A 20,445-nucleotide genomic window follows, 5' to 3' on the forward strand; every position below is an offset into this window, starting at 1 on the left:
TCACCCGGAGTTCGACCTCGGGGCGAGCAGCAGCCGGCAGGCGATCCTGATGTCGCTCTCGGTGTCGGGGATCGACATCCGCCCGTTGAGGCTCGACTGCAGCACGCCGTACCAGCACTGCATGAGCAGGCGGATCAGCGTGACGTCGAGGGCGGTGGGCTCGCCGATCCCGAGCGCCCGCTGGATGATCTCGCTGAAGGTGCCGTCGATCCGCCCGGCGTCGGCCACCGCGGCCGCGTTCGCCGCGTTCGCGGACTGGAGCATCGCGACCGCGAGCCTGGGCCTGCGCAACAACTGACGGCTGGCCTGCACCAGCACGTCGGCGACCGCGTCCTCAGGGCTCGTGCCCGGCTCCGGGGGCCGGATGCCCTCGTTGAAACGGTCGATCTGCTCGGCCAGCACGGCCGTGAACAGATGGGTCTTCGAGGGGAAGTAGCGGTACAACGTCGCGATCGCGACGCCCGCGGCCTTGGCCACCTCGTGCATCTGCATGCGCTCGAGGCCCCGGTCGGCCCCGATCCGCGCGGCGGCCCGGAGGATGCGCAGATGCCGGGCCCGCTGCTCCGGGGAGCTGGGCTCCGCCGGCGCTCTGACCTCGGCGATTCTCGGCACGGTTCCCCCTGCTCGGTTCTGTCGCAACGACCATACACAGCGCCACCGGCGGTGACGCGAGCCGTTCGTACCGGTGAGTGGGATCGGCGTCCGTCAGACCAGGTTGTCCTCGACGGTCAGGCCGAACTCGCCCTTGCCGTACATCGCGAGGGCCCGCTCGACGTCGTTGGCCACATGGACGCTGCCCGCGTGGGCGTCCCGCCAGGCCCGCTCGATGGGGTTGCCCCGCCGGAGCGAGTTGCCCCCGGCGGTCTTGAAGAGGATGTCGATCGCCTCGAGCGCCCGCTCGGTCGCCCGGACCTGGTCCCTGCGGACCCGCAGGCGCAGCTCCATCGGGATCCGCTCGCCCCGGACGGCGTGCTCGTACACCTCGCGCACGTTGCGGTCCGTCTGCAGGATCGCCGCGTCGATCTCCGAGGCGGCCCTGGCGACGGCGACCTGGGCGAACTGGTCCTCGGCGAACCGGCCGCCGCCCAGGCTCAGCCGTACGCGGTCGCGCATCGCCGTGACGTAGGACCGGTAGCAGCCGGCCGCCATGCCGATCACGGGGGCGGTGATCGCGGTCGTGAACACGCTCCCGAACGGCATGCGGTAGAGCGGGCCGGAGTTGACCTTCTGGCCGGGACCCCGCAGCTGGGCCTGGTCGTAGTTGCGCATCGTGCGGTGCTCGGGCACGAAGGCCCGCTCCACGATCACGTCGTTGCTCGCCGTGCCGCGCAGCCCGATGACGTCCCACACGTCCTCGATCAGGAAGTCCGACCGGGGGACGAGCACGGTCATGAAGTCCACCGGCCTGCCCTGGGCGCCCACGACCAGGCCGCCGACCAGCACCCACGAGGCGTGCTCGCAGCCAGAGGAGAACCGCCACCGGCCGGTGAGCTCGTATCCGCCCTCGACCGGGGTCAGCCGCCCGACGGGGGCGTACGACGAGGCGACGAGCGCGTCCTGGTCGTCGCCCCAGACCTCGTCCTGCGCCGCCTCGTCGAACAGGCCGACATGCCACGGATGCACCCCGAGCACGCTCGCGACCCACCCGGTCGACCCGCAGACCCCGGAGATCTCCCTGACGACCTCGAAGAACCACACCGGGTCGCTCTCCGCGCCGCCGTACCGCTTGGGCTGCAACATCCGGAAGACCCCGGCCTCGACCAGCGCCTGGACGGTCTCCGCGGGTACTCCCCGGTCCTCGTCCGTGGCTCGGGCACGCTCCGCGATCACGGGCAGAAGCGCGCGGACCGCCTCCAGGACCTCGTTGCTCATCGTGTCGATCTCCATAGTCGCGTTCGTCCGGGCGTACCCGTCCATGATGGTGCGTCGCCCCGATGCCCGCATGTCAGGGCCATCCCGGCCAATGGGACTGGCGGCGGGCCGGGCGGATCCGGCTTGGCATGCTGGGATCACGCGCGTCCTGAAGGGATGGGTCAACGTGACTGCAGTCGAGGCCTCGACCACCGGCGTCCGCAGCATCGAAGCGGAAGCGGTGCCCACGCGATTCGCCCGGGGCTGGCACTGCCTCGGCCTGTCCGGGCGGTTCAAGGACGGCAAGCCGCACACCGTCAACGCGTTCGGGCAGAAGCTCGTGGTCTTCCAGAGCGGCGACGGCGGCCTCAACGTACTGGATGCCTACTGCCGCCACATGGGCGCCGACCTCTCACGGGGCACGATCAAGGGTGACGAGCTCGCCTGCCCCTTCCACGACTGGCGCTGGGGTGGCGACGGCCGCTGCAAGAAGATCCCCTACGCCCGTCGCGTCCCCCTGCGCGCCCGCACCGCCGCGTGGACCACGATGGAGCAGGACGGCCTCCTGTTCGTCTGGAACGACCCGGAGGGCAACCCGCCCCAGCCGGAGGTGGCGATCCCCCGCATCGAGGGCGCCGGCCGCGACGACTGGACCGACTGGGTCTGGCAGGAGATCGTGGTCGAGACGAACTGCCGCGAGGTCATGGACAACGTGGTGGACATGGCGCACTTCTTCTACGTGCACTACTCGTTCCCCACGTACTTCAAGAACATCTTCGAGGGCCACGTCGCGACCCAGATCATGAAGGGCCTCAGCCGCCCGGACGCCCGTCCTCCGGGCAAGGGACCGCGGATGCTCGGCAACACCTCGGTGGCGTCGTACCACGGGCCGTCCTTCATGATCGACGACCTGACCTACCACTACGACGACATGGACCTGAAGTCCGTGCTGATCAACGCGCACTACCCGATCGACGGGAACTCGTTCATGCTGCACTCGGGCATCATCGTGCAGCACAGCGACAAGCTCCCCGGGGAGTCGGCCGAGGCCATGGCCCACAAGCTGGGCGAGTTCATCCTCAAGGGCTTCGACCAGGACGTCGAGATCTGGAAGCACAAGACCCGCATCGACAACCCCCTGCTGTGCGAGGAGGACGGGCCGGTCTACCAGCTCCGCCGCTGGTACGAGCAGTTCTACGTCGACGTGGCCGACGTCAGGCCGGAGATGGTGGAGCGCTTCGAGTTCGAGCTCGACACCACCCGCCCGGTCGAGGCGTGGAAGCAGGAGGTCGAGGCGAACCTCGCGCGCAGGGCCGCCGCGGCGGGCCGGCAGGCATGACGATCCGCGCCGACGACCGCCTGCTCGACGGAGCGCCGATGCGGCCGCTGTGCTGCCTCCGGTGCGGCGCCGGAGTCGAGGTGCGCAAGGCGAGCTGGGAGCAGACCAGCGTCCAGTGGAGCGCACAGGCCCTCGGCGCCTGCCTCGAACGACAGGCCGCCCGCGCCGCCGACGGCGGGGCGGGCGGGCTCTTCGAGGGCTGTACGGCACTGCGGGAGTCGATCGTCCGGGCGGCGCTCGAGGGCGCCATCCCCGTGCCCGAAGACTGATGGAGCGGGCGGCCGCGGCCGCCCGCCGCGATCAGCTGTGGGATCCGCCGTCGACGCGGACCTCGACGCCGTTGAGGTAGGCGCCGTCCGCCGAGGCCGCGAACGCGATCGTCCCGGCGACGTCCTCGGGACGGCCGGGCCTGCCCCACAACGGGTAGGTGCGGGCGTACCACGCGGTGTCGATGCCGGCGTAGGTCTGCCTGTTCGCCGTCAGCGGCGTGGCGACGCCGCCCGGCGAGACCGGCACGACGCGGATCCGCCGCGCCGACAACTCCGCGGCCAGGCTGATCGAGAAGGAGAGCAGAGCGCCCTTGGAGGCCGCGTACCCGGTCATCCAGGGGTGGGCCTTCGTCGCCGCCGTCGAGGTCACGTTCACGACGACCCCCGTACGGTCCGGGACGTGCGGCAGCACCTCCCGGCAGAGCACCACCGGTGCGAACACGTTGACCGCGAAGATCTCCCTGTAGTCGTCGAGGCGCAACGAGTCCATCGGAGTGACCCGCAGGACCCCCGCCACGTTGACCAGCACGTCGACCCGCTCAAGGGCGGCGACAGCCGCGGCCGCCGCCGAGACCACCCCCTCCTCCTCCGCCAGGTCGGCCACGTGAGGGAGGAACCGGCCGTCGTCGCCGGCGAGCTTCCCGGTCTCGGCGAGACCCGCCTCGTCCCGGTCCACGGCGAACACCGTCGCGCCCTCCGAGAGCAGCCGTACGGCCGTCGCCCGGCCGATGCCCGACCCGGCGCCGGTCAGCAGGACGTTCCTGTCCTCGAAACGGTTCATCCATCCTCCGTGTCTATGGCCGCGCCTTCGGCACGGCGCTCGGGGCGCCTTTGAGGCCATGGCTTCCCTCGTCGCGTCCTCACTCGTTCCTCGCTCCGGGCGCTCCTCAGTCCAGTCCACGGCCGCGCCCCTCCCTGTCTATGGCCGCGCCTTCGGCACGGCGCTCCTCAGTCGCCGGCGGCGGCGCGGCCCGCCCGGCGGCCGAAGAAGGTGCCGTCGCCGAGTGAGGTCCCGCTGATGTAGCCCTCTCCGTGGATCCCGGCGCTCGCCCGGCCCGCGGCGTACAGTCCCGGGATCTTGAGCCCCGAGTGGTTCAGCACGGCGCCGTCCACGGTGGTGTGCAGCCCGCCGAGGGTGAATCCGGCGACTCCGGTCCCCTTGCCCGCGCCCTCGGCGTCTCCCGGCGCGAAGCCCTCCTGCGGATCGACGGCGGCGAGCGGCGGTCTGAGCGGCCGCAGCCACCTCGGGTCCTTGTGGAAGTAGGGGTCGCTCCCCCGCTCCGCGTGCCGGTTGTACACGTCGAGAGTCGCCTCGAGCGCCCCCGCCGGCATGCCGAGCGACTCCTCCAACTCGGCGACCGTCTCCGCGACGAACCGCGGGCGCACGCCCCACAGGTCCTCCGGGGGGATCTCCTCGAACCCCTCCTCGTCGATGATCGCCCAGTAGGGCCCCGGCTGGTGCCGTACGGCGGCGACGCTGAACAGTCCCGGATAGACGTCCTCGTTGACGAACCTCTGGCCGAGCGCGTTGACGAGCATGCCGCGCACGAGGATCGCGGGCAGCGCCGTCAGGGCGATCTCCACGACCGACATGCGCCGGGTCGCGGCGCCGAGCGCCGTCGCCATCCGGATGCCGCTGCCGTCGTCGAGGCCGTCGCTGACCTTGCCGTGGCCGAGCAGCACCGGGGCGTGGTCGGCCAGCATCTCCTCGTTGTCGACGAATCCCCCGGTCGTGAGGATCACCGCCTTGCGCGCACGGCAGGCCAGCGTCGTGCCGTACCTACGCGCCACGACCCCGGCGACCCGGCCGTCGTCGTCGACGACCAGATTGGTCGCGCGGGTGTCGGCGCGGCAGACCGCGCCCGCCGACTGCGCCGCCTCGGCCAGCTTCTCCATGAGCAGCCAGCCGCCGAAGGCCTCGGTCGCCGGTCGGTGGCCGCGCGGGACCGGCCGGGCGATCGTGTTGTACGGCCAGGCGTTCTCACCCAGCCACATCAGGCCGTCGGCCGTCAGGGGCATCCAGGTCGGGGCGTCGTGCAAGGTCGCGTTGAAGGTGAGCCCCAGGCCGCGGAGCCACTCGAAGTGCTCGACGCTCTCGTCGCAGTACAGCCGCAGCTTCTCCTCGTCGGCGTGCGGGCCGAGCGCCGCCGTGAGGAAGGCGAACATGTTGTCCGGATCGTCGTCGAAGCCGCACGCCCGCTGAACCGCCGTGCCGCCCCCGAGGTAGAGCTCTCCCCCGGACTGCGCCGAGGACCCGCCCGGCCCGCCCGCGCGCTCGAGCACGAGCACGTCGGCGCCCGCCCTCGCGGCCTCGCAGGCGGCTGCCGCGCCGGCGCATCCGAAGCCGACGACGAGCACGTCGCATTCGTGGTCGAAGGCGCTGATCGACCGGGCGGGAACGGGCTCGACCGGCGGCACGGCGCTCATGCTCAGGACCTGGGCACGAACGCGGCCAGCGGCTCGGAGCCGGACCAGTCGTGGCCCCAGTAGCTGTCGGCGGCGATCTCCTCGGCCGTGTAGTACGTCTCGTCGACGAGCATGCCGCCGGTGCCGTATTCGAGGTCCCAGCCGCCCGGCGCGCGGACGTAGAAGGAGACCATCTTGTCGTTGGTGTGCCGGCCCAGGGTCGAGGAGATGGAGAAGCCCAGCTGGCTGACCCTGTCGAGCGCCCTGCCGACCGCGTCCAGGCTGTCGACCTCGATCATGAGGTGCACCAGACCGGGGTCGCCGTTGTGCGCCGCCGGGCAGATCGCGAGGCTGTGGTGCCGCTGGTTGATCCCCATGAAGCGCATGCGCCGGAAGGGCGGCTTCCGCCGGCCCACCTTCATCGCCCCGCGCGGCAGGAAGCCGAGCACCTCGGTGTAGAAGGAGACCGTCTCCTCCATCGCGATGGTGGGCAGCACCACGTGGCCCATCCCCTGCGGGCCGGTCACGAACCGCTGCCCCCTGCCCGTGATCACGGGGCTGTGGTCGAGCACGGGGCCGAAGTAGACCTCGACCGGGATGCCGGCGGGGTCGGTGAACGCGATCACCTGCTCGGCCGCGCGGTCGATGGCCTCCTGCTCGGAGAGCACCTTGACCGGCGTCCCGTGCGCCTCGACGGCGCGGCCGACCGCGGCGAGGGCGAACTGGTCACGGACCTCCCACCCGACGGCCAGCACCCGGTCGGAGTCCCCGGGGAGCACGATGAGCCGCGCCTGCCGTTCGTCCATCCGGAGGTAGAGGCCGTCCGGCTCGGGTCCGGAGCCCTCCGCGAAGCCGAGCCCGTCGATCACGAGCTCGCGCCAGCGACCGATGTCACGCGTCTGGACCTTGAGATAGCCCAGTCCTCGGATCTGCGTCACCTGTCCACCAACCTCCCGGGCCGTCGTCCACCCAAAAGTGACAGACAGTCCGCCCGGCCGCCTGGAGGCTCCCGCTGAGTGAGAGTCCCCGGCCACGGTGGCGGGTGGGGCGGCCTCCCGGCCGCCCCAGGCTCAGATCGAGCCGCGGGTGCGAGCGGGCAGCCCCTCCTGCTCCGCGATCGGACCCCACAGTTCGACGAACGCGGACTTGGCCTTGGTGGCGCTTTCAGACGCCGCGTTTCCGAGCTTGTAGTCGGCGTCTCCCGTGGTCGGCCCGGTACAGCCGTTGGCCTGGTACTTCTTCGCCCATTTCAGGTACGCCGCGTCGGCCCGCTGCGAGGCCACGAGCGCGTCCACGAGACGTTGCCTCAGCGTATAGCCGCGTTCGAGCGCGTCGACCTTCAGCTTCTTCGCCTGCTGGACCTGTTGGGCCCGCTGGTCGGCGGCCTGCTGAATCGCCGCGATGCCCTGGTCGGCCTTCGAGCAGGGCGGCCGCATCTGGTTGAGCCCCTGCTGGAGCTTGCCCCGGCTGGGCTTGCTCGCGTCGAGGACCTTGTCGATCGCCACGGCCTGCTCGTGCGCGCCGCTGCTCTTCGGAGCGGACGGGGACGCGCTGGCGCCGGTCGCACCGGTGCCGCCGACCTTGTCGCCTTTCAGGCCATAGATCGCGTAGGCGGCCCCGACGCCGATCACGACAGCGGCGGCGATGGCGCCGATCGTCTTCCACGGGACCCCGGTGCCCGTGCCCGGCCGTTCGGAGGGAGCGCCGCCCGGGGCGGGACCGACCCCACCCGGACCGAATCCATCCTGGCCGAATCCACCCTGACCGAATCCACCCTGATCAAACGCGCCCTGATCGAAACCAGTCTGACCGAACGCGCCTGGACCCATCGGAGCCGGGCCCTGCCCGAATCCGCCCTGATCGAATCCGCGCTGACCGAATCCGCCTTGATCGAATCCGCCCTGATCGAACGCACCCGGCCCCGGACCCTGACCGAACGCACCCGGCCCCGCCGGGCCCTGACCGAATCCGCCCTGACCGAAGCCACCCGGCCCTGGACCCACCGGACCCGGACCCGGACCCCGCCCGAAGTCCATGGTGTCGCCGACGCCCCGCAAGGCCGTCACATCGCGAACCCACCACTGCCAGTTCGCCGGGGGCTCCGGCCAGCCCGGACCGGGCCCGGCCCAGTTCGGAGTAGGGATCCAGTCCCTGGGGGGAACCGGCCAACCTGGCGGGGGGTTGAACCGCCACTCGGCACCTGGCTGTGGAGGGATGTTCAAAGCCGCTCACCTAACGGGCAACAATGTTGACCGTTGGGAGTTTAGTCCTCATTCACCGTGCCTAGATGATCGGCGGGAGTGCCCTCGGCTTCAGATCATCGAACGCATCGGGCCCTGGGGCGGCTCGATGCCGAGTTGCGTCAGCGCCGAGACGTGGAAGACCGCGCCCGGCACGTGGATCGCATGCGTCAGGCCCACGTGCGCGTCACGCCAGAAGCGCTGGATCGGATTGTCCACACGCATGGCGTTTCCGCCGGACCGGTTGACGATCTCGTCGACCGCGCGGACCGCCCGCCAGGCCGCCTGGACCTGGGTGCGCCGGCTCACCGCCCGCTCGTCGAAGGTGACCTCGCGGCCCGCCGCGACGAGGTCGTACATCCGCGAGGCGTTGTCGAGCAGCGCCGACCGCGCGGCGGCGATGTCCGCCGCGGCCTCGCTGATGGCGTAGAGCACGTACGGATCGTCCTTGATCTTGGTGCCGGTGATCTGCACGCGGCCCTTCTGGTAGGCCAGATGGTGCGCGAGGGCGCCCTCGGCCATGCCGATCACGGACGCGGTGATGCCGAGGGGGAACGCGACTGAGAACGGCAGGTGGTAGGTCGGGTTGGTCAGCCCCGCCTCCCTGGCCGCGCTGCCGTCCACGACCTTCGAGAACGGGATGACCCGGTAGTCGGGGACGAACGCGTCCCTGACGACGATGTCCTTGCTGCCGGTGCCACGCAGGCCGACCACGTTCCACGAGTCCTCGACGATCTCGTAGTCGGACCGCGGGAGGATCAGGTGCAGCGACTCCGGGGGCTTGGCGACATTGCCCTCCTCGTCGCCGAGCATGCCGCCGAGGAAGATCCAGTCGCAGTGGTCGGTGCCGGAGGAGAACTGCCAGCGCCCGTTGAAGACGTAGCCCCCGTCGACCGGGCGGGCGACGCCCATGGGCGCGTACGGCGAGGCGATCCAGGTGTCCTGGTTCTCCCCCCAGATCTCCTGCTGGACCCTGGGGTCGGCGTAGGCCATCTCCCAGGGGTGCACGCCGACGACCCCGGCGACCCAGCCCGTCGATCCGTCCAGACTGGCGATCTTCATGACGGTCTCGGCGAACTCGCGCGGGTGGAACTCGAAACCGCCGTGGATCCGCGGCTGGAGCATCCGGATGACTCCGGCCTCGCGCAGCACTTTGCCGGCCTGGTCGTCCAGCCTGCACAGGGTCTCGTTCACGGAGCCGAGCGCGCTGATCTCCTCGGCCCGCCGGGTGATCGCCTCGAGTACCGGGTTGCCCATGGCTTCTCTCACTTCTTCGCCGCGAGGGCGACTGCGATCTCGATGAGCTGGTCTTCCTGGCCGCCGACGAGCTTGCGCCGCCCGGCCTCGAGCAGGATCTCCGCGCCGGGCACGCCGTACTTCTTCGCCTGGCGGTCGGCGTGCTTGAGGAAACTGGAGTACACGCCGGTGTAGCCCATGGTGAGCGCCATCCGGTCGAGCAGGCACTCGCCGTCCATGATCGGGCGGACGACGTCCTCGGCGGCATCGATGATCTTGATGGTGTCGATGCCGGTGCGGATGCCGAGCCTCTCGGCGGCGGCGGCGAACGCCTCGACCGGCGTGTTGCCCGCCCCCGCGCCGAACCGGCGGGTCGAGCCGTCGATCTGGAGCGCGCCGGCCCGGACCGCGAGGATCGAGTTGGCGACGCCGAGGCCGAGGTTCTCGTGACCGTGGAAGCCGACCTGGGCGTCGGAGCCGAGCTCGGCCACGAGCGCCGCGACCCGGTCGGAGGTCTGCTCCATGATCAGGGCGCCCGCCGAGTCGACGACGTACACGCACTGACAGCCCGCGTCCGCCATGATCCGGGCCTGCCGGGCGAGGACCTCGGGCGGCCGGCTGTGCGCCATCATGAGGAACCCGACCGTCTCCAGCCCCAGCTTCCTGGCCAGGCCGAAATGCTGCACCGCGATGTCGGCCTCGGTGCAGTGCGTGGCGATCCTGCAGATGCTCGCGCCGTTGTCGGCGGCCTCCCGGATGTCGTCCTGGATCCCGAGACCGGGCAGCATGAGGAAGGCGATCTTCGCGTTCTTCGCGGTCGCCACGGCGGCCTTGATGAGCTCCTGCTCGGGGGTGAGGCTGAAGCCGTAGTTGAACGACGAGCCGCCGAGCCCGTCGCCGTGCGTCACCTCGATCACCGGCACGCCCGCGTCGTCGAGCGCGGCGACGACGGACTGGACGTGCTCGGCGGTGAACTGGTGCTGCTTGGCGTGGGAGCCGTCGCGCAGCGACGAGTCGGTGACCCGGATGTCCAGGTCGGCGCTGTAGGGCATGGGGTCGGTCTCCTAATGGCTGAGAGTCCCTGGTGACTGGGTCCGCGCGAAGCCCTCGCCGACCTTGGTGGCGGCGGCCGTCATGATGTCGAGATTGCCGGAGTAGGGCGGCAGGAAGTCCCCCGCGCCCTCGACCTCGAGGAACACCGCGACCCTGGCGAGCCCGCCGCTCACCGGGGTCGGATCGTCGAACTGCGGCTCCGCGCGCAACCGGTAGCCGGGCACGTACGACGCCACGGCCGCGACGACGTCCTTGATCGAGGCGGCGATCGCGTCCCGGTCGGCGTCGGCGGGGATCGCGCAGAAGACGGTGTCCTGCATGAGCATCGGGGGCTCGGCCGGGTTGAGGATGATGATCGCCTTGCCCCTCCCCGCTCCGCCGATCGTCTCGATGCCACGGCCGGTGGTGCGGGTGAACTCGTCGATGTTGGCGCGGGTACCCGGGCCGGCCGACGGGGAGGCGACGCTGGCGACGATCTCGGCGTAGGAGACCTCGGTGACCCGCGAGACGGCGTGGACCACGGGGATCGTCGCCTGTCCGCCGCAGGTGATCAGGCTGACGTTCGGCGCGTCGAGGTGGGCGCCCAGGTTGACCGCGGGCACCACCGCGGGCCCGATGGCGGCGGGGGTCAGGTCCACGGCCCGGATGCCGAGCGCCTCGTACTTGGGCGCGTTCTCCCTGTGCACGTACGCCGAGGTCGCCTCGAAGACGATGTCCGGCAACTCCCGCTGGTTCAGCAGCCACTCGACGCCCTCGGCGGACGCGGCGAGGCCGGCGGAGTCCGCCCGTTTCAGCCCGGGGCTGTCGGCCTCGACGCCGATCATCCAGCGCGGCTCGATGAGCTCGGAACGGAGCAGTTTGTACATCAGGTCGGTCCCGATGTTGCCCGAGCCGACGATCGCGGCGGTCGCCTTGGTCACTGCTGTCTCACTCTCATTCGAATCGAGCGCTCACGGACCCGAGCCCGGCGAACTCGGCCCGGAAGACGTCGCCGGGGCGCACGTCGACGGCCCTGGTGCACGAGCCGGGAAGGATGACGTGCCCGGCCTCGAGCTGCACTCCGAAGGAGGCGACCTTCCTGGCCAGCCAGGCCACGGCGACGGTGGGGTCGCCGAGGACGGCGTTGGTGTTGCCCCGCGCGATCTCCGTGCCGTCCTGGTACAGCACGGCCTCGACGTCGGCGGGGTCCAGGTCGGCCGGGCTCACCCTGGCGGCGCCGAGCAGCACCCCGGCCGAGGACGCGTTGTCGGCGATGGTGTCCGCCAGCCCGATGCGCCAGTCCTTGACCCGGCTGTCGATCAGCTCGAGGCTCGGCACGACATACTCGGTCGCGGCGAGCACGTCCGCCTCGGTGCATCCCTCACCGGGGAGGCTCGACCCGAGCACGTACCCGATCTCGACCTCGATCCGGGGGTGGCAGTACCGGCCCGCCTCGACGGGCACGTCCTCCGACAACACCATCGTGTCGAGCAGGTGGCCGTAGTCGGGCTCGTCGACGCCCATCATCCGCTGCATCACCGGGGACGACAGCCCCACCTTGTGCCCGTACACCCGGGCGCCCTCGGCGAGGCGGCGCCGGATGTTGATGAGCTGGATCTCGTAGGCGTCCACCACGTCGATGCCCGGGTAGGCGTCGGTCAGCGGCTCGATCGGCACCCGGTCCCGCTCCGCCGCCCACAGCCGTCCGGCCACGGACGCGCGCTGCGCCGCCTCCAGCATCCAGTCCTCCCGCGATCGCCCCTGCGAATCTCAAAGGTTCCAGCCGGGGCTCCCGGCCGGTGCCCGCTTTCCCGCTCAGTGGGAACCGCCCGGCGTCCGGTGGCGGGTTCAGCCGTCGTAGGTGACCTTGAGCCGTTCGCTGACCGGGAGCGCCTGGCAGGACAGGATCAGGCCGTCGGCGAGGTCCTGCCGGTCGAGCACGGTGTTGCGCTCCAGCGTGACCTCGCCCTCCAGGAGCACGCAGGCGCACGCGCTGCAGGACCCCTCGCGGCAGGAGTACGGGGCGTCCATCCCGGCGTCCAGGATCACGTCGAGCAGCTTGTTGCCCGCGGGCCAGGCCAGCGTCCTCGTCTCCCCGTCCAGCTCGACCTCCACCGTGCTGACCGGGCCGGACGCGTCGAGGACGACCGCCGACCCGGCGAACGGGTCGGTGGCGAGCGACTCGAACCGCTCCACGTGGATCCGCCGGTCCGGTGCGCCCAGGCCGGCGAGGACCTCCGTGGCGAGGTCCATGAACGGTCCCGGCCCGCAGACGAACGCCTCCCTCCGGGCGTACGGTCGGACCAGGGCGGCGAGGCCGGCCGCGGTGGGCAGGCCCTGCACCGACTCCAGCCAGTGGACGACGGTCAGCCGCTCGCCGTACTCGGCGGTCAGCGCGACGAGCTCGTCCCGGAAGATCACCGACTTCTCGTCCCGGTTGGCGTAGACGAGCGTGAGCGCCCCGGTCCCCGCGCGCAGGCACGACTTGAGGATCGACATGACCGGGGTGACGCCGCTGCCGCCCGCGAGAAGCAGCAGGTCGTCGTCGAGCGAGGCGGGGGTGAACGTCCCGGAGGGGCGCAGCACCTCGAGCACGTCCCCCTCGGTGACGTTGTCGCAGATCCAGTTGGACCCGTAACCGCCCCGGGTCCGCTTCACGGTCACCTTGAGCTTGTCGTCGCACACCGGCGAACTGCTGAGGGAGTAGCAGCGCGCCGCGCCCTCGGGGCGGGTGGTGGGCACCCGGACGGTGAGGAACTGGCCGGGACGGTAGCCCAGCCGGGAATGGTCGCCGTCGGCGGGTTCGAGGACGAGCGAGTGGGCGTCCGCGGTCTCGCGGACGACCTCCACGACCCGCACCCTGAGCGGTCCCGGCTGCGTCATCTCTTGGACGCCGCGTGCCGCGCGGCGATGTACCCGAAGACGATCGAGGGGCCGATCGTGGCGCCCGGGCCGGCGTACTCGTTACCCATGACGGAGGCCGAGGTGTTGCCCGTGGCGTACAGGCCCTCGATCACCGACTCGTCGGCGCGCAGCACCCGGCTGTGCTCGTCGCAGACCAGCCCGCCCTTGGTGCCCAGGTCGCCGGCCTCGATCCGGAAGGCGTGGAACGGCGCCTTGCCGATCACGTCGAGGTTCGGGTTCTTCAGCGTGGGGTCGCCGTAGTACCGGTCGTACGCGCTGTCCCCGCGGCCGAAGTCCTCATCCCTGCCGGCCTCGGCGAACCGGTTGAACCGCTCCACGGACTCGGCCAGCGCTCCGGCGGGCACCCCGATCTTGCCCGCCAGCTCCTCGATGGTCCCGGCCTCGAACGCCGTGCCCTGCTCGTAGTACCCCCTCGGGATCGGCGCCCCCGGGAGGATCTGGGCGAACGGGTAGCGCTCCCTGGCCTTGGCGTCCATCACGAACCACGCCGGAACATGCCCTCCGGCCAACTGGTCGTGGACGAAATTGACGTACGGCGACGACTCGTTGGTGAAGCGCCTGCCCTCCGACGACACGATGATCGACGGCGGGATGCACCGCTCGGACACCAGCGGGATGACCGCACCCGCCGGATGCCGGACGGCGGGCATCCACCAGGCGTCGTCCATCAGGCCGAGGGCGGCGCCGAGCTTCTCACCGGCCAGGATGCCGTCGCCGGTGTTCTCCCTGGCGCCCATGCCGAAGTCGTCCCGGCCGCCCTCGGGCAGGTATTTCGCGCGCATCTCCGGGTTGTGGTCGAACCCGCCCGTCGCCAGCAGCACGCCGTGCCTGCCCCGGATCCGGACCTCCGCGCCGTCACGCCGGGCGACGATGCCGGTGACGGCTCCGGCGTCGTCGGTGACCAGGTCCGTCATGGGCGTCTTCAGCCAGAGCGGGACGCCCGCGTCCTTGACCGCCATCCGCAACCGCGCGACCAGCGCCCGTCCCCCGGTGGCCATGTGCCTGCGGCGCACGAGGTTGGACGAGACCCGCCAGGCCGCGACCACCGAGGCCCAGCGGCCCCGCCAGGTGCGCTTCACCATGGCCAGGTCGTGGTAGTCCTTGGCGGTGATCCACAGCCCGAGGGGGCCCTTCATGCTGTTGGGACGCTGGTGCCGCTCGTCCTCGCCGAGCTCGCGGGTGTCGAACGGCAGGGCCTCGATCGACCGCCCCATCGGCCGGCCGCCCTCCAGTTCGGGATGGTAGTCCGCATAGCCCTTCACCCAGAAGAAGCGCATCCACCTGCTCCTGCAGAGCAGCTCCATCGCCGCTGGGCCCTCGTCGACGAACGCGTCCAGCCGCGCGGCCGGGACCCGTCCCTCGGTCAGCAGGTCGAGGTAACGGCGGATCGACTCACGGCTGTCGTCGTGGCCCTTCGCCCGCAGGGCGGGATTGTTCGGGATCCAGATCCCGCCGCCGGAGATCCCGGTGCTGCCGCCGTACTTCCCGCCCTTCTCGACCACGACGGCGGACAGCCCGCTGTCCCGCGCGGTCAGTGCGGCGGCCATGCCGCCGGCGCCGCTGCCGACGATGACGAGATCGAACTCGTGGTCCCACTCGCTCACTGGGCGTCCTTCCTCGTCAGGAAGCCGAGCACGACGCTCTCCCAGGCGGCCTTCTGTTCGATCATGACCCAGTGCCCGCAGTCGGGGAAGACGTGCAACTCGGCGTCGGGGATCGTGCGCATCGGCAGGATCGCCATGTCGACCGGGCTCACCCGGTCGTCGCGCCCCCACGTGATCAGTGTTCTGGCCTTCAGCCGGTGCAGCATCGCCCAGTACGGCGGGGCGTCCGAGCGGGCCATGGCGGCCGCGCGGGCGGCGGACGCGGCCCTGCCGTACATGCGGCGGGCGCTTGCCAGCGTGTCCGGGTCGGTGGCCTGGGTCCAGCGCTCCTCGATCAGCTCCTCGGTGACCAGCGCCGGATCGTGGACCATCGAGTAGAGCCACCGGACGAGCGCCTCCCTGGTGGGGTTCTCGGTGAACTCCATGAGGAGGTTGATGCCTTCGCCCGGGCCCGGGCTGAACAGGTTCCTGCCGATGCCGCCGATGGTGACGAGCCCGCGCACCCGATCGGGGTGGGCGATCGCCACCTGGGCGGCCACGACGCCGCCCATCGAATTGCCGATCACGTCGACCTGCTGGAGCCCGAGCCCGTCGAGGAAGCGGATCACCGCGCCGTTCGCCGCCGCCATGGGGTGCTCGCCGGTCGGGTCGCTGACCCCGAACCCGGGGAACTCGAGGACCAGGCAGCGGAAGTGGTCGGCGAACACGGGCAGGTTGCCGCGGAAGTTCCGCCAGCCGGTGACCCCCGGACCCGAGCCGTGCAGGAGCAGCAGGGGCGGGCCCTCACCCGCCTCGTGGTACCGCAGCACTCCGTGGTCGGTCGTGAGCTCGCGCGCCGTCGACTCATAGGTCAGCTCTGTGGTCATGTCGCCCCAGTCATCGCAATGTCGGCTCCGGGGGAAGGTAATCGACGGCACCGGCCCGTCGTGATGATCATCCCGATGAGCGAGACCCTCGGGGCCCGCCGCCGCGTCCACTCAACGGGATCCGCCGTCGGCCGCGAACGGGCCGGGGCTTAACGTCGTGTCTCAGACGCCGCGAACACGGCGCGACGAGAGGCCGAACTCGAGGTGACCGCATGACAGCTGAGCCCGCACTGACGACAGACCCTGTCGGCGTGGCTCCCCCCACGCCCGCGGAGTTCCGCCGCGCGATGGGGATGTTCGCGAGCGGTGTGACGATCGTCACCGGTGTGGACGACGGCGAGCCCGTCGGTTTCGCGTGCCAGGCGTTCGCCTCGGTCTCCCTCGAGCCGCCGCTGATCCTCTTCTGCGCCGATCACAACGGCCGCACCTGGCCGAGGATCAGGAGATCGGGTCGCTTCTGCGTCAACGTCCTCGGCGAGGAGCAGGTCGACCTGTGCGGCCGGTTCGGCTCCAGCAGGGGAAGGAAGTTCGACGGGCTCGGCTGGGAGACGTCGCGGTGGGGCACCCCCGCGCTGCCCGACGTGCTCCTCCGGATCCACGCCGAGGTGCACGACGTGCACGTCGCGGGCGACCACGACGTGGTGATCGGCCGGGTCCTCCAGTTGGAGCAGATCATCGAGCAGCGCCCGATGCTCTTCTTCCGCGGCCGCTTCGGAGTCGACGGCCACGAGCCCGCCGAGCAGCCCGCGCTCGCGAACCTCTGGGGCTGGGGCGACCACTGGGGGTAGCCCCGGAGGGTCAGAGCCAGTCGCCGTCCTGGCCGACGGTGAGGAAGCGGTTCATGCTCTCGGAGGACCACGTCCGGTCCGGCGCCCGCCTGGCCCGGCGGGCCCGCCGCGGCGACTCGAGGTCGGGGAAGTAGGCCAGCGAGGCCTGCCGTGCGGCGTCGGCCACGAGGGGCGCGACCTTCTCCAGCGGCATGCGGGCGTCGCCCACCAGGGAGATGCTCGCCACCGGCCCTTCGGGACCGCGGATCGCCGCCGCGACGCAGGCGATGTTCGGGAAGCACTCTCCCCGTTCGAAGGCCAGCCCCCGGCGCTGCCGGATCCGGTTGAGCTCCTGGTGCAGGGTGCCGATGTCCCCGATCGTGCGGCTGGTCAGCCTGCTGATGGATCGGCCGACCAGCGCCTCGACCTGCTCGGGCTCCAGCCACGCGAGGATCGCCTTGCCCAGCGCCGTCGAGTGCGCGGGGGCCCGGCCGCCCACGCGGGAGGGCACCGACAGGGCGAACCGCCCGCCGACCTTGTCCAGGTAGAAGACGTCGGACCCGTCGAGCACCGCCAGGTGGACGACCATCCCGGTCTTGATCTGGAGGTCGTGCAGGAGCGGCGCGGCCGCCTCGCGGACCTCTCCGTGGCTTCCGTTCCTGCCGCCCAGCCCGAGCGCGCGCCGTCCCAGGCTGTATCCGAAGGACGTGTGGTCGAGCCAGTCCAGCCGTACGAGCTGGTCGAGGATCCGATGCGCGGTCGAGCGCGGCAGGTGGGTGGAGCGGGCCACGTCCTCCAGGGTGAGGCGGGTGGAGCGGCCGGCGAAGGCATCCATGATCAGTGTCATCCGCTCGACCATCGAGAGCGGCAGCTCCGGTCGTGCGGGCGTCGGTTCGGGCTCGGCGCTGAGGGCGGTCATCGAACCTCCCGAAACTGAAATGAATTCTTGCCGTGGAATCTAGCAACGGCATGCGCCCGAGGGAAGGGCCGGTTCACCGGGCCTCCCGGGGCAGGCCGAGCACACGCTCGGCGATGACGTCGCGCTGGATCTCGTTGGTGCCGGCGTAGATGGTGTCGGCCCGGGAAAACAGGTAGAGCCGCTGCACGTCGCTCAGGTCGTACGGCCGGCCGTCGGCGATCATTCCGGCCACACCGAGCACGTCCATGGCCAGTTCCCCCAGCTCCCGGTGCCAGGTGCCCCACACGAGCTTGGAGATGGACGACTCGGGACCCGGCGCACCCGCCGCGACGCCCGCCATCGTGCGGACCGCGTTGAGCCGCATGACCTCCAGGCCGATCCAGGAGCGGACGAGCCGGTCGCGCAGCAACGGGTCGTCGGCGGCCCCGGTCCTGCGGGCCAGCGCGATGACGGCCTCCAGCTCCGCGCGGAAGCCCACCTGCTGCCCGAGGGTGGCCACCCCGCGCTCGAAGCCGAGCGTGGCCATGGCGATCCGCCAGCCGTCGCCGGGCGCGCCCACGATGTTCGCGGCGTCGGTCACGGCCCCGTCGAAGAAGACCTCGCTGAACTCGCTCGTCCCGGTCATCTGGACGATCGGCCTGACCTCGACCCCGTCCTGCCGCATCGGCACCAGCAGGTAGGACAGTCCGTGGTGGCGGGCCGATCCGGGCTCCGTGCGGCAGACGGCGAAACACCAGTCGGCCTGCGCGGCCAGGGAGGTCCACACCTTCTGGCCGTCGATCCGCCACCGCCCGCCGTCGAGCTCCGCGCGGGTCCGCACGTTGGCCAGGTCGGAGCCCGCGCCGGGTTCGGAGTAGCCCTGGCACCACAGCTCCTCGACCGCCACGATCGGCGGCAGGAAACGGTGGCGCTGCTCATCCGTGCCGAACGCGATGATCGTCGGGCCGAGCAGATTCTCGCCGATGTGGTTCACCCGGGCCGGCGCCCGCGCGAGCGCGTACTCCTCGTGGAAGACGACCTGTTCCTCGACGCTCGCGCCGCGCCCGCCGTACCGCTCGGGCCAGCCGAGGCACGTCCAGCCGGCCGCGGCCATGTGCCGCTCCCAGGCGAGCCGGACGTCGAACGCCTCGTGCTCGCGGCCCGGCCCTCCGAGCCCGCGCGCCTGTGCGAACGCGCCCGTCAGGCTGTCCTCGAGCCAGGCCCGCACGTCGCGCCGGAACGACTCGCCGCGCTTCACGCTGCTAATCTACCAAACAGTTGTTAGGCACATAAGGTCTTGGGGTCGCCGTGATCACGACCGACGAGCAGGAGGAGCTGCGCCGCACCGTGCGCGCCCTCCTCGAGCGCAACCCCCAGTCCCGGCCCGGGCCGGACGCCGAACCCGGCTACGACGAGACCGCGTGGCGGCTGCTCGCTGAGCAGGTCGGCGCCTTCGGACTCGCCGTTCCCGAGGCGTACGGCGGGGCGGGCTGCACGGCGGTGGAGACCCACGTGGTGTGCGAGGAACTGGGCCGCGCGCTCAACCCGGTGCCGTACCTCGGCTCGGCGGTCCTCGCCACCGAGGCCCTGCTCGCGTGCGGCGCGACGGAGCCGCTGCCCGGCCTGGCCGACGGCAGCCGTGTCGCGGCCCTGGCCTGGGCGGAGAACGGCACCTGGGATCCGGCCGCGATCCAGGCCCGCGTGGAGGACGGCAGGCTGACGGGAGTGAAGGATCACGTGCTCGACGGCGCACGCGCGGACCTGTTCGTCGTGCCCGCCCGAACGCGGGAGGGCGGCCTCGCGGTCTGCCTCGCCGAGCCGTCCCCTCCGGCCGTGCGGGTCGAGCCGCTGGCCACGCTCGATCAGACGAGGCTTCAGGCACGCGTGACCTTCGACTCGGCCCCCGTACGGCTGATCTGCGCCGACGGGCGTCGGGTCCTCGAACGGCTCATCGCCGTGGCCGCGACCGCGCTCAGCGCCGAGCAACTCGGCGGCGCCGGACGTTGCCTGGAGATGACGCTGGCCCACGTGAAGACCAGAGAGCAGTTCGGGCGGCCCATCGGGTCCTTCCAGGCGGTCAGGCACCGGCTGGCCGACCTCTACGTCCTGGTCGAATCCGCCCGCTCGGTGAGCTACGACGCCGCCCACGCCCTCACCGGCGACGCCCCGGACCTGGCGGTGCGGGCCGCGACCGCCCAGGCCTACTGCGCCGAAGCGTTCTCTGCGGTGGCCGCCGAGACCATCCAGTTGCACGGCGGCATCGGCTTCACCTGGGAGCACGAGGCGCATCTGTACTTCAAGCGGGCACACTCCGCCGCCAAGTTGTTCGGCGACGCCGCCTGGCACCGGTCCCGGCTCGCCCCGATCGTGCTCGGACGCTGACGGTCTGACACACCCCCACGTCCGCCGGGCTTCCGGCCGCCGATTCGCCTCGCCGAGGCCATGCGGATCACCCGTCGCGCGATGAATTTGTAACGTTGCTGTTCCCCTAACCTGCGGCAATACGTCGCGAGCGGTCTCCGGGACAGGACATACTCAGGAGAATGAAGTCAGCAAGCGGGGCGCCCCGGCGCCATCTGCCCACGAGTCCCTTCAAGCCCCCGCCCCCCGCGCCACCGCTCGAGGAGTACAGCGTGGACGACCGGGTGAGTCACGATCGTTACGGCCTCGGCGTGGTCGTCGGTGTCGAAGAGGGAGCCGCCGTCCTCGTCGACTTCGGGTCACGGCAGGAGCGGATCACCGCGCCGTACGCCAAGCTCGTCAAGCTCTGATACCTCCGCGCACGGCAGTGCGCGGAACACATGATCGGCGTCCGGGAGACGCGGACAGCCGATCATCGAGTACGGAGGCGATCGCCTCAGAGAACGCCCCGCCCTGTGGCTGTCGTTCTCGTTAGACCAGCGTGTCTTCGGCGCCTCCGGTGGACCCCCCGGCGTTCCTGCTCGCTTTCCTTCGCATGGGTCCTGGCCACGGTGTTCGCGTCCGCGGACGACCATGATCACCATGCGGATC

20 protein-coding genes are annotated in these 20,445 nt (G+C 71.2%); 5 read left to right on the forward strand and 15 right to left on the reverse strand.

Going from position 1 to position 20,445, the window contains the following annotated elements; genetic code table 11:
* Together Pph01_RS12105 and hsaA are read right to left on the reverse strand one after the other, a co-directional pair.
* A complete protein-coding gene (locus tag Pph01_RS12105; protein ID WP_204073146.1) occupies window positions 1–612 on the reverse strand; it encodes a TetR/AcrR family transcriptional regulator in 612 nt (203 codons plus the stop codon).
* Between the two features lie 93 nt (window positions 613–705).
* Window positions 706–1,872, reverse strand: coding sequence for a 3-hydroxy-9,10-secoandrosta-1,3,5(10)-triene-9,17-dione monooxygenase oxygenase subunit (gene hsaA, locus Pph01_RS12110; RefSeq protein ID WP_204073147.1), 1,167 nt, complete (start codon window positions 1,870–1,872; stop codon window positions 706–708).
* Window positions 1,873–2,038: 166 nt separating this feature from the next.
* Between hsaA and Pph01_RS12115 the strand changes: the two genes are divergently transcribed.
* A complete protein-coding gene (locus tag Pph01_RS12115) occupies window positions 2,039–3,190 on the forward strand; it encodes a 3-ketosteroid-9-alpha-monooxygenase, oxygenase component (protein WP_239116633.1) in 1,152 nt (383 codons plus the stop codon).
* A complete protein-coding gene (locus tag Pph01_RS12120) occupies window positions 3,187–3,459 on the forward strand; it encodes a ferredoxin (protein WP_204073148.1) in 273 nt (90 codons plus the stop codon). The genes Pph01_RS12115 and Pph01_RS12120 overlap by 4 nt, the downstream gene beginning before the upstream one ends.
* A 31-nt stretch (window positions 3,460–3,490) precedes the next feature.
* Here Pph01_RS12120 and Pph01_RS12125 read toward each other — a convergent pair whose 3' ends face one another.
* The 11 genes from Pph01_RS12125 to Pph01_RS12175 form a co-directional block, all read right to left on the reverse strand.
* Window positions 3,491–4,240 (reverse strand): SDR family NAD(P)-dependent oxidoreductase, encoded by a 750-nt coding sequence (locus Pph01_RS12125; RefSeq protein WP_204073149.1) that lies wholly within the window; start codon window positions 4,238–4,240, stop codon window positions 3,491–3,493.
* A 167-nt stretch (window positions 4,241–4,407) separates the two neighbouring features.
* Window positions 4,408–5,886: an FAD-dependent oxidoreductase gene (locus tag Pph01_RS12130; RefSeq protein ID WP_239116634.1), complete on the reverse strand. Its 1,479-nt coding sequence runs from the start codon at window positions 5,884–5,886 to the stop codon at window positions 4,408–4,410.
* Between the two features lie 2 nt (window positions 5,887–5,888).
* Complete coding sequence (locus tag Pph01_RS12135; RefSeq protein WP_204073150.1) at window positions 5,889–6,803, reverse strand: VOC family protein; 915 nt, start codon at window positions 6,801–6,803, stop codon at window positions 5,889–5,891.
* A 132-nt stretch (window positions 6,804–6,935) separates the two neighbouring features.
* The gene (locus Pph01_RS12140; protein WP_204073151.1) at window positions 6,936–7,496 is read right to left on the reverse strand and encodes a hypothetical protein; all 561 of its coding nucleotides are present in this window, start codon (window positions 7,494–7,496) and stop codon (window positions 6,936–6,938) included.
* 681 nt (window positions 7,497–8,177) lie between these two features.
* Window positions 8,178–9,362 (reverse strand): acyl-CoA dehydrogenase family protein, encoded by a 1,185-nt coding sequence (locus Pph01_RS12145; protein ID WP_204073152.1) that lies wholly within the window; start codon window positions 9,360–9,362, stop codon window positions 8,178–8,180.
* A gap of 8 nt (window positions 9,363–9,370) precedes the next feature.
* Window positions 9,371–10,393, reverse strand: a complete 1,023-nt coding sequence (dmpG, locus tag Pph01_RS12150; protein ID WP_204073153.1) for a 4-hydroxy-2-oxovalerate aldolase — start codon at window positions 10,391–10,393, stop codon at window positions 9,371–9,373.
* 12 nt (window positions 10,394–10,405) lie between these two features.
* Window positions 10,406–11,314, reverse strand: coding sequence for an acetaldehyde dehydrogenase (acetylating) (locus Pph01_RS12155; RefSeq protein ID WP_204073154.1), 909 nt, complete (start codon window positions 11,312–11,314; stop codon window positions 10,406–10,408).
* Window positions 11,315–11,327: 13 nt separating this feature from the next.
* Complete coding sequence (locus Pph01_RS12160; protein WP_204073155.1) at window positions 11,328–12,113, reverse strand: 2-keto-4-pentenoate hydratase; 786 nt, start codon at window positions 12,111–12,113, stop codon at window positions 11,328–11,330.
* 108 nt (window positions 12,114–12,221) lie between these two features.
* Window positions 12,222–13,256 carry a ferredoxin--NADP reductase gene (locus tag Pph01_RS12165; RefSeq protein ID WP_204073156.1) on the reverse strand — a complete coding sequence of 345 codons (1,035 nt, stop codon included), beginning with the start codon at window positions 13,254–13,256 and terminating at the stop codon, window positions 12,222–12,224.
* Window positions 13,253–14,902: an FAD-binding protein gene (locus Pph01_RS12170; RefSeq protein ID WP_204073157.1), complete on the reverse strand. Its 1,650-nt coding sequence runs from the start codon at window positions 14,900–14,902 to the stop codon at window positions 13,253–13,255. Before Pph01_RS12170 ends, Pph01_RS12165 begins: the two co-directional genes overlap by 4 nt.
* Window positions 14,899–15,768 (reverse strand): alpha/beta fold hydrolase, encoded by an 870-nt coding sequence (locus Pph01_RS12175; RefSeq protein ID WP_204073158.1) that lies wholly within the window; start codon window positions 15,766–15,768, stop codon window positions 14,899–14,901. Before Pph01_RS12175 ends, Pph01_RS12170 begins: the two co-directional genes overlap by 4 nt.
* Window positions 15,769–15,980: 212 nt before the next feature.
* Between Pph01_RS12175 and Pph01_RS12180 the strand changes: the two genes are divergently transcribed.
* The gene (locus tag Pph01_RS12180; protein WP_204073159.1) at window positions 15,981–16,556 is read left to right on the forward strand and encodes a flavin reductase family protein; all 576 of its coding nucleotides are present in this window, start codon (window positions 15,981–15,983) and stop codon (window positions 16,554–16,556) included.
* A 10-nt stretch (window positions 16,557–16,566) separates the two neighbouring features.
* Here the strand turns inward: Pph01_RS12180 and Pph01_RS12185 are convergent, their stop codons facing one another.
* Together Pph01_RS12185 and Pph01_RS12190 are read right to left on the reverse strand one after the other, a co-directional pair.
* Window positions 16,567–17,454, reverse strand: coding sequence for an IclR family transcriptional regulator (locus Pph01_RS12185; protein ID WP_204073160.1), 888 nt, complete (start codon window positions 17,452–17,454; stop codon window positions 16,567–16,569).
* 73 nt (window positions 17,455–17,527) lie between these two features.
* Window positions 17,528–18,691 carry an acyl-CoA dehydrogenase family protein gene (locus tag Pph01_RS12190; protein WP_204073161.1) on the reverse strand — a complete coding sequence of 388 codons (1,164 nt, stop codon included), beginning with the start codon at window positions 18,689–18,691 and terminating at the stop codon, window positions 17,528–17,530.
* Between the two features lie 50 nt (window positions 18,692–18,741).
* Here Pph01_RS12190 and Pph01_RS12195 point away from each other — a divergent pair, with 50 nt between their 5' ends.
* Both Pph01_RS12195 and Pph01_RS12200 read left to right on the forward strand, forming a co-directional pair.
* Window positions 18,742–19,815, forward strand: a complete 1,074-nt coding sequence (locus Pph01_RS12195; RefSeq protein ID WP_204073162.1) for an acyl-CoA dehydrogenase family protein — start codon at window positions 18,742–18,744, stop codon at window positions 19,813–19,815.
* Between the two features lie 161 nt (window positions 19,816–19,976).
* On the forward strand, window positions 19,977–20,204 hold the full coding sequence (locus Pph01_RS12200) for a hypothetical protein (protein WP_204073163.1): 228 nt from the start codon (window positions 19,977–19,979) through the stop codon (window positions 20,202–20,204).
* The last annotated feature ends 241 nt before the right edge of the window (window positions 20,205–20,445 follow it).

Origin of the sequence: Planotetraspora phitsanulokensis, assembly GCF_016863295.1 — a bacterium.
GTDB classification, from domain to species: Bacteria; Actinomycetota; Actinomycetes; order Streptosporangiales; family Streptosporangiaceae; genus Planotetraspora; species Planotetraspora phitsanulokensis.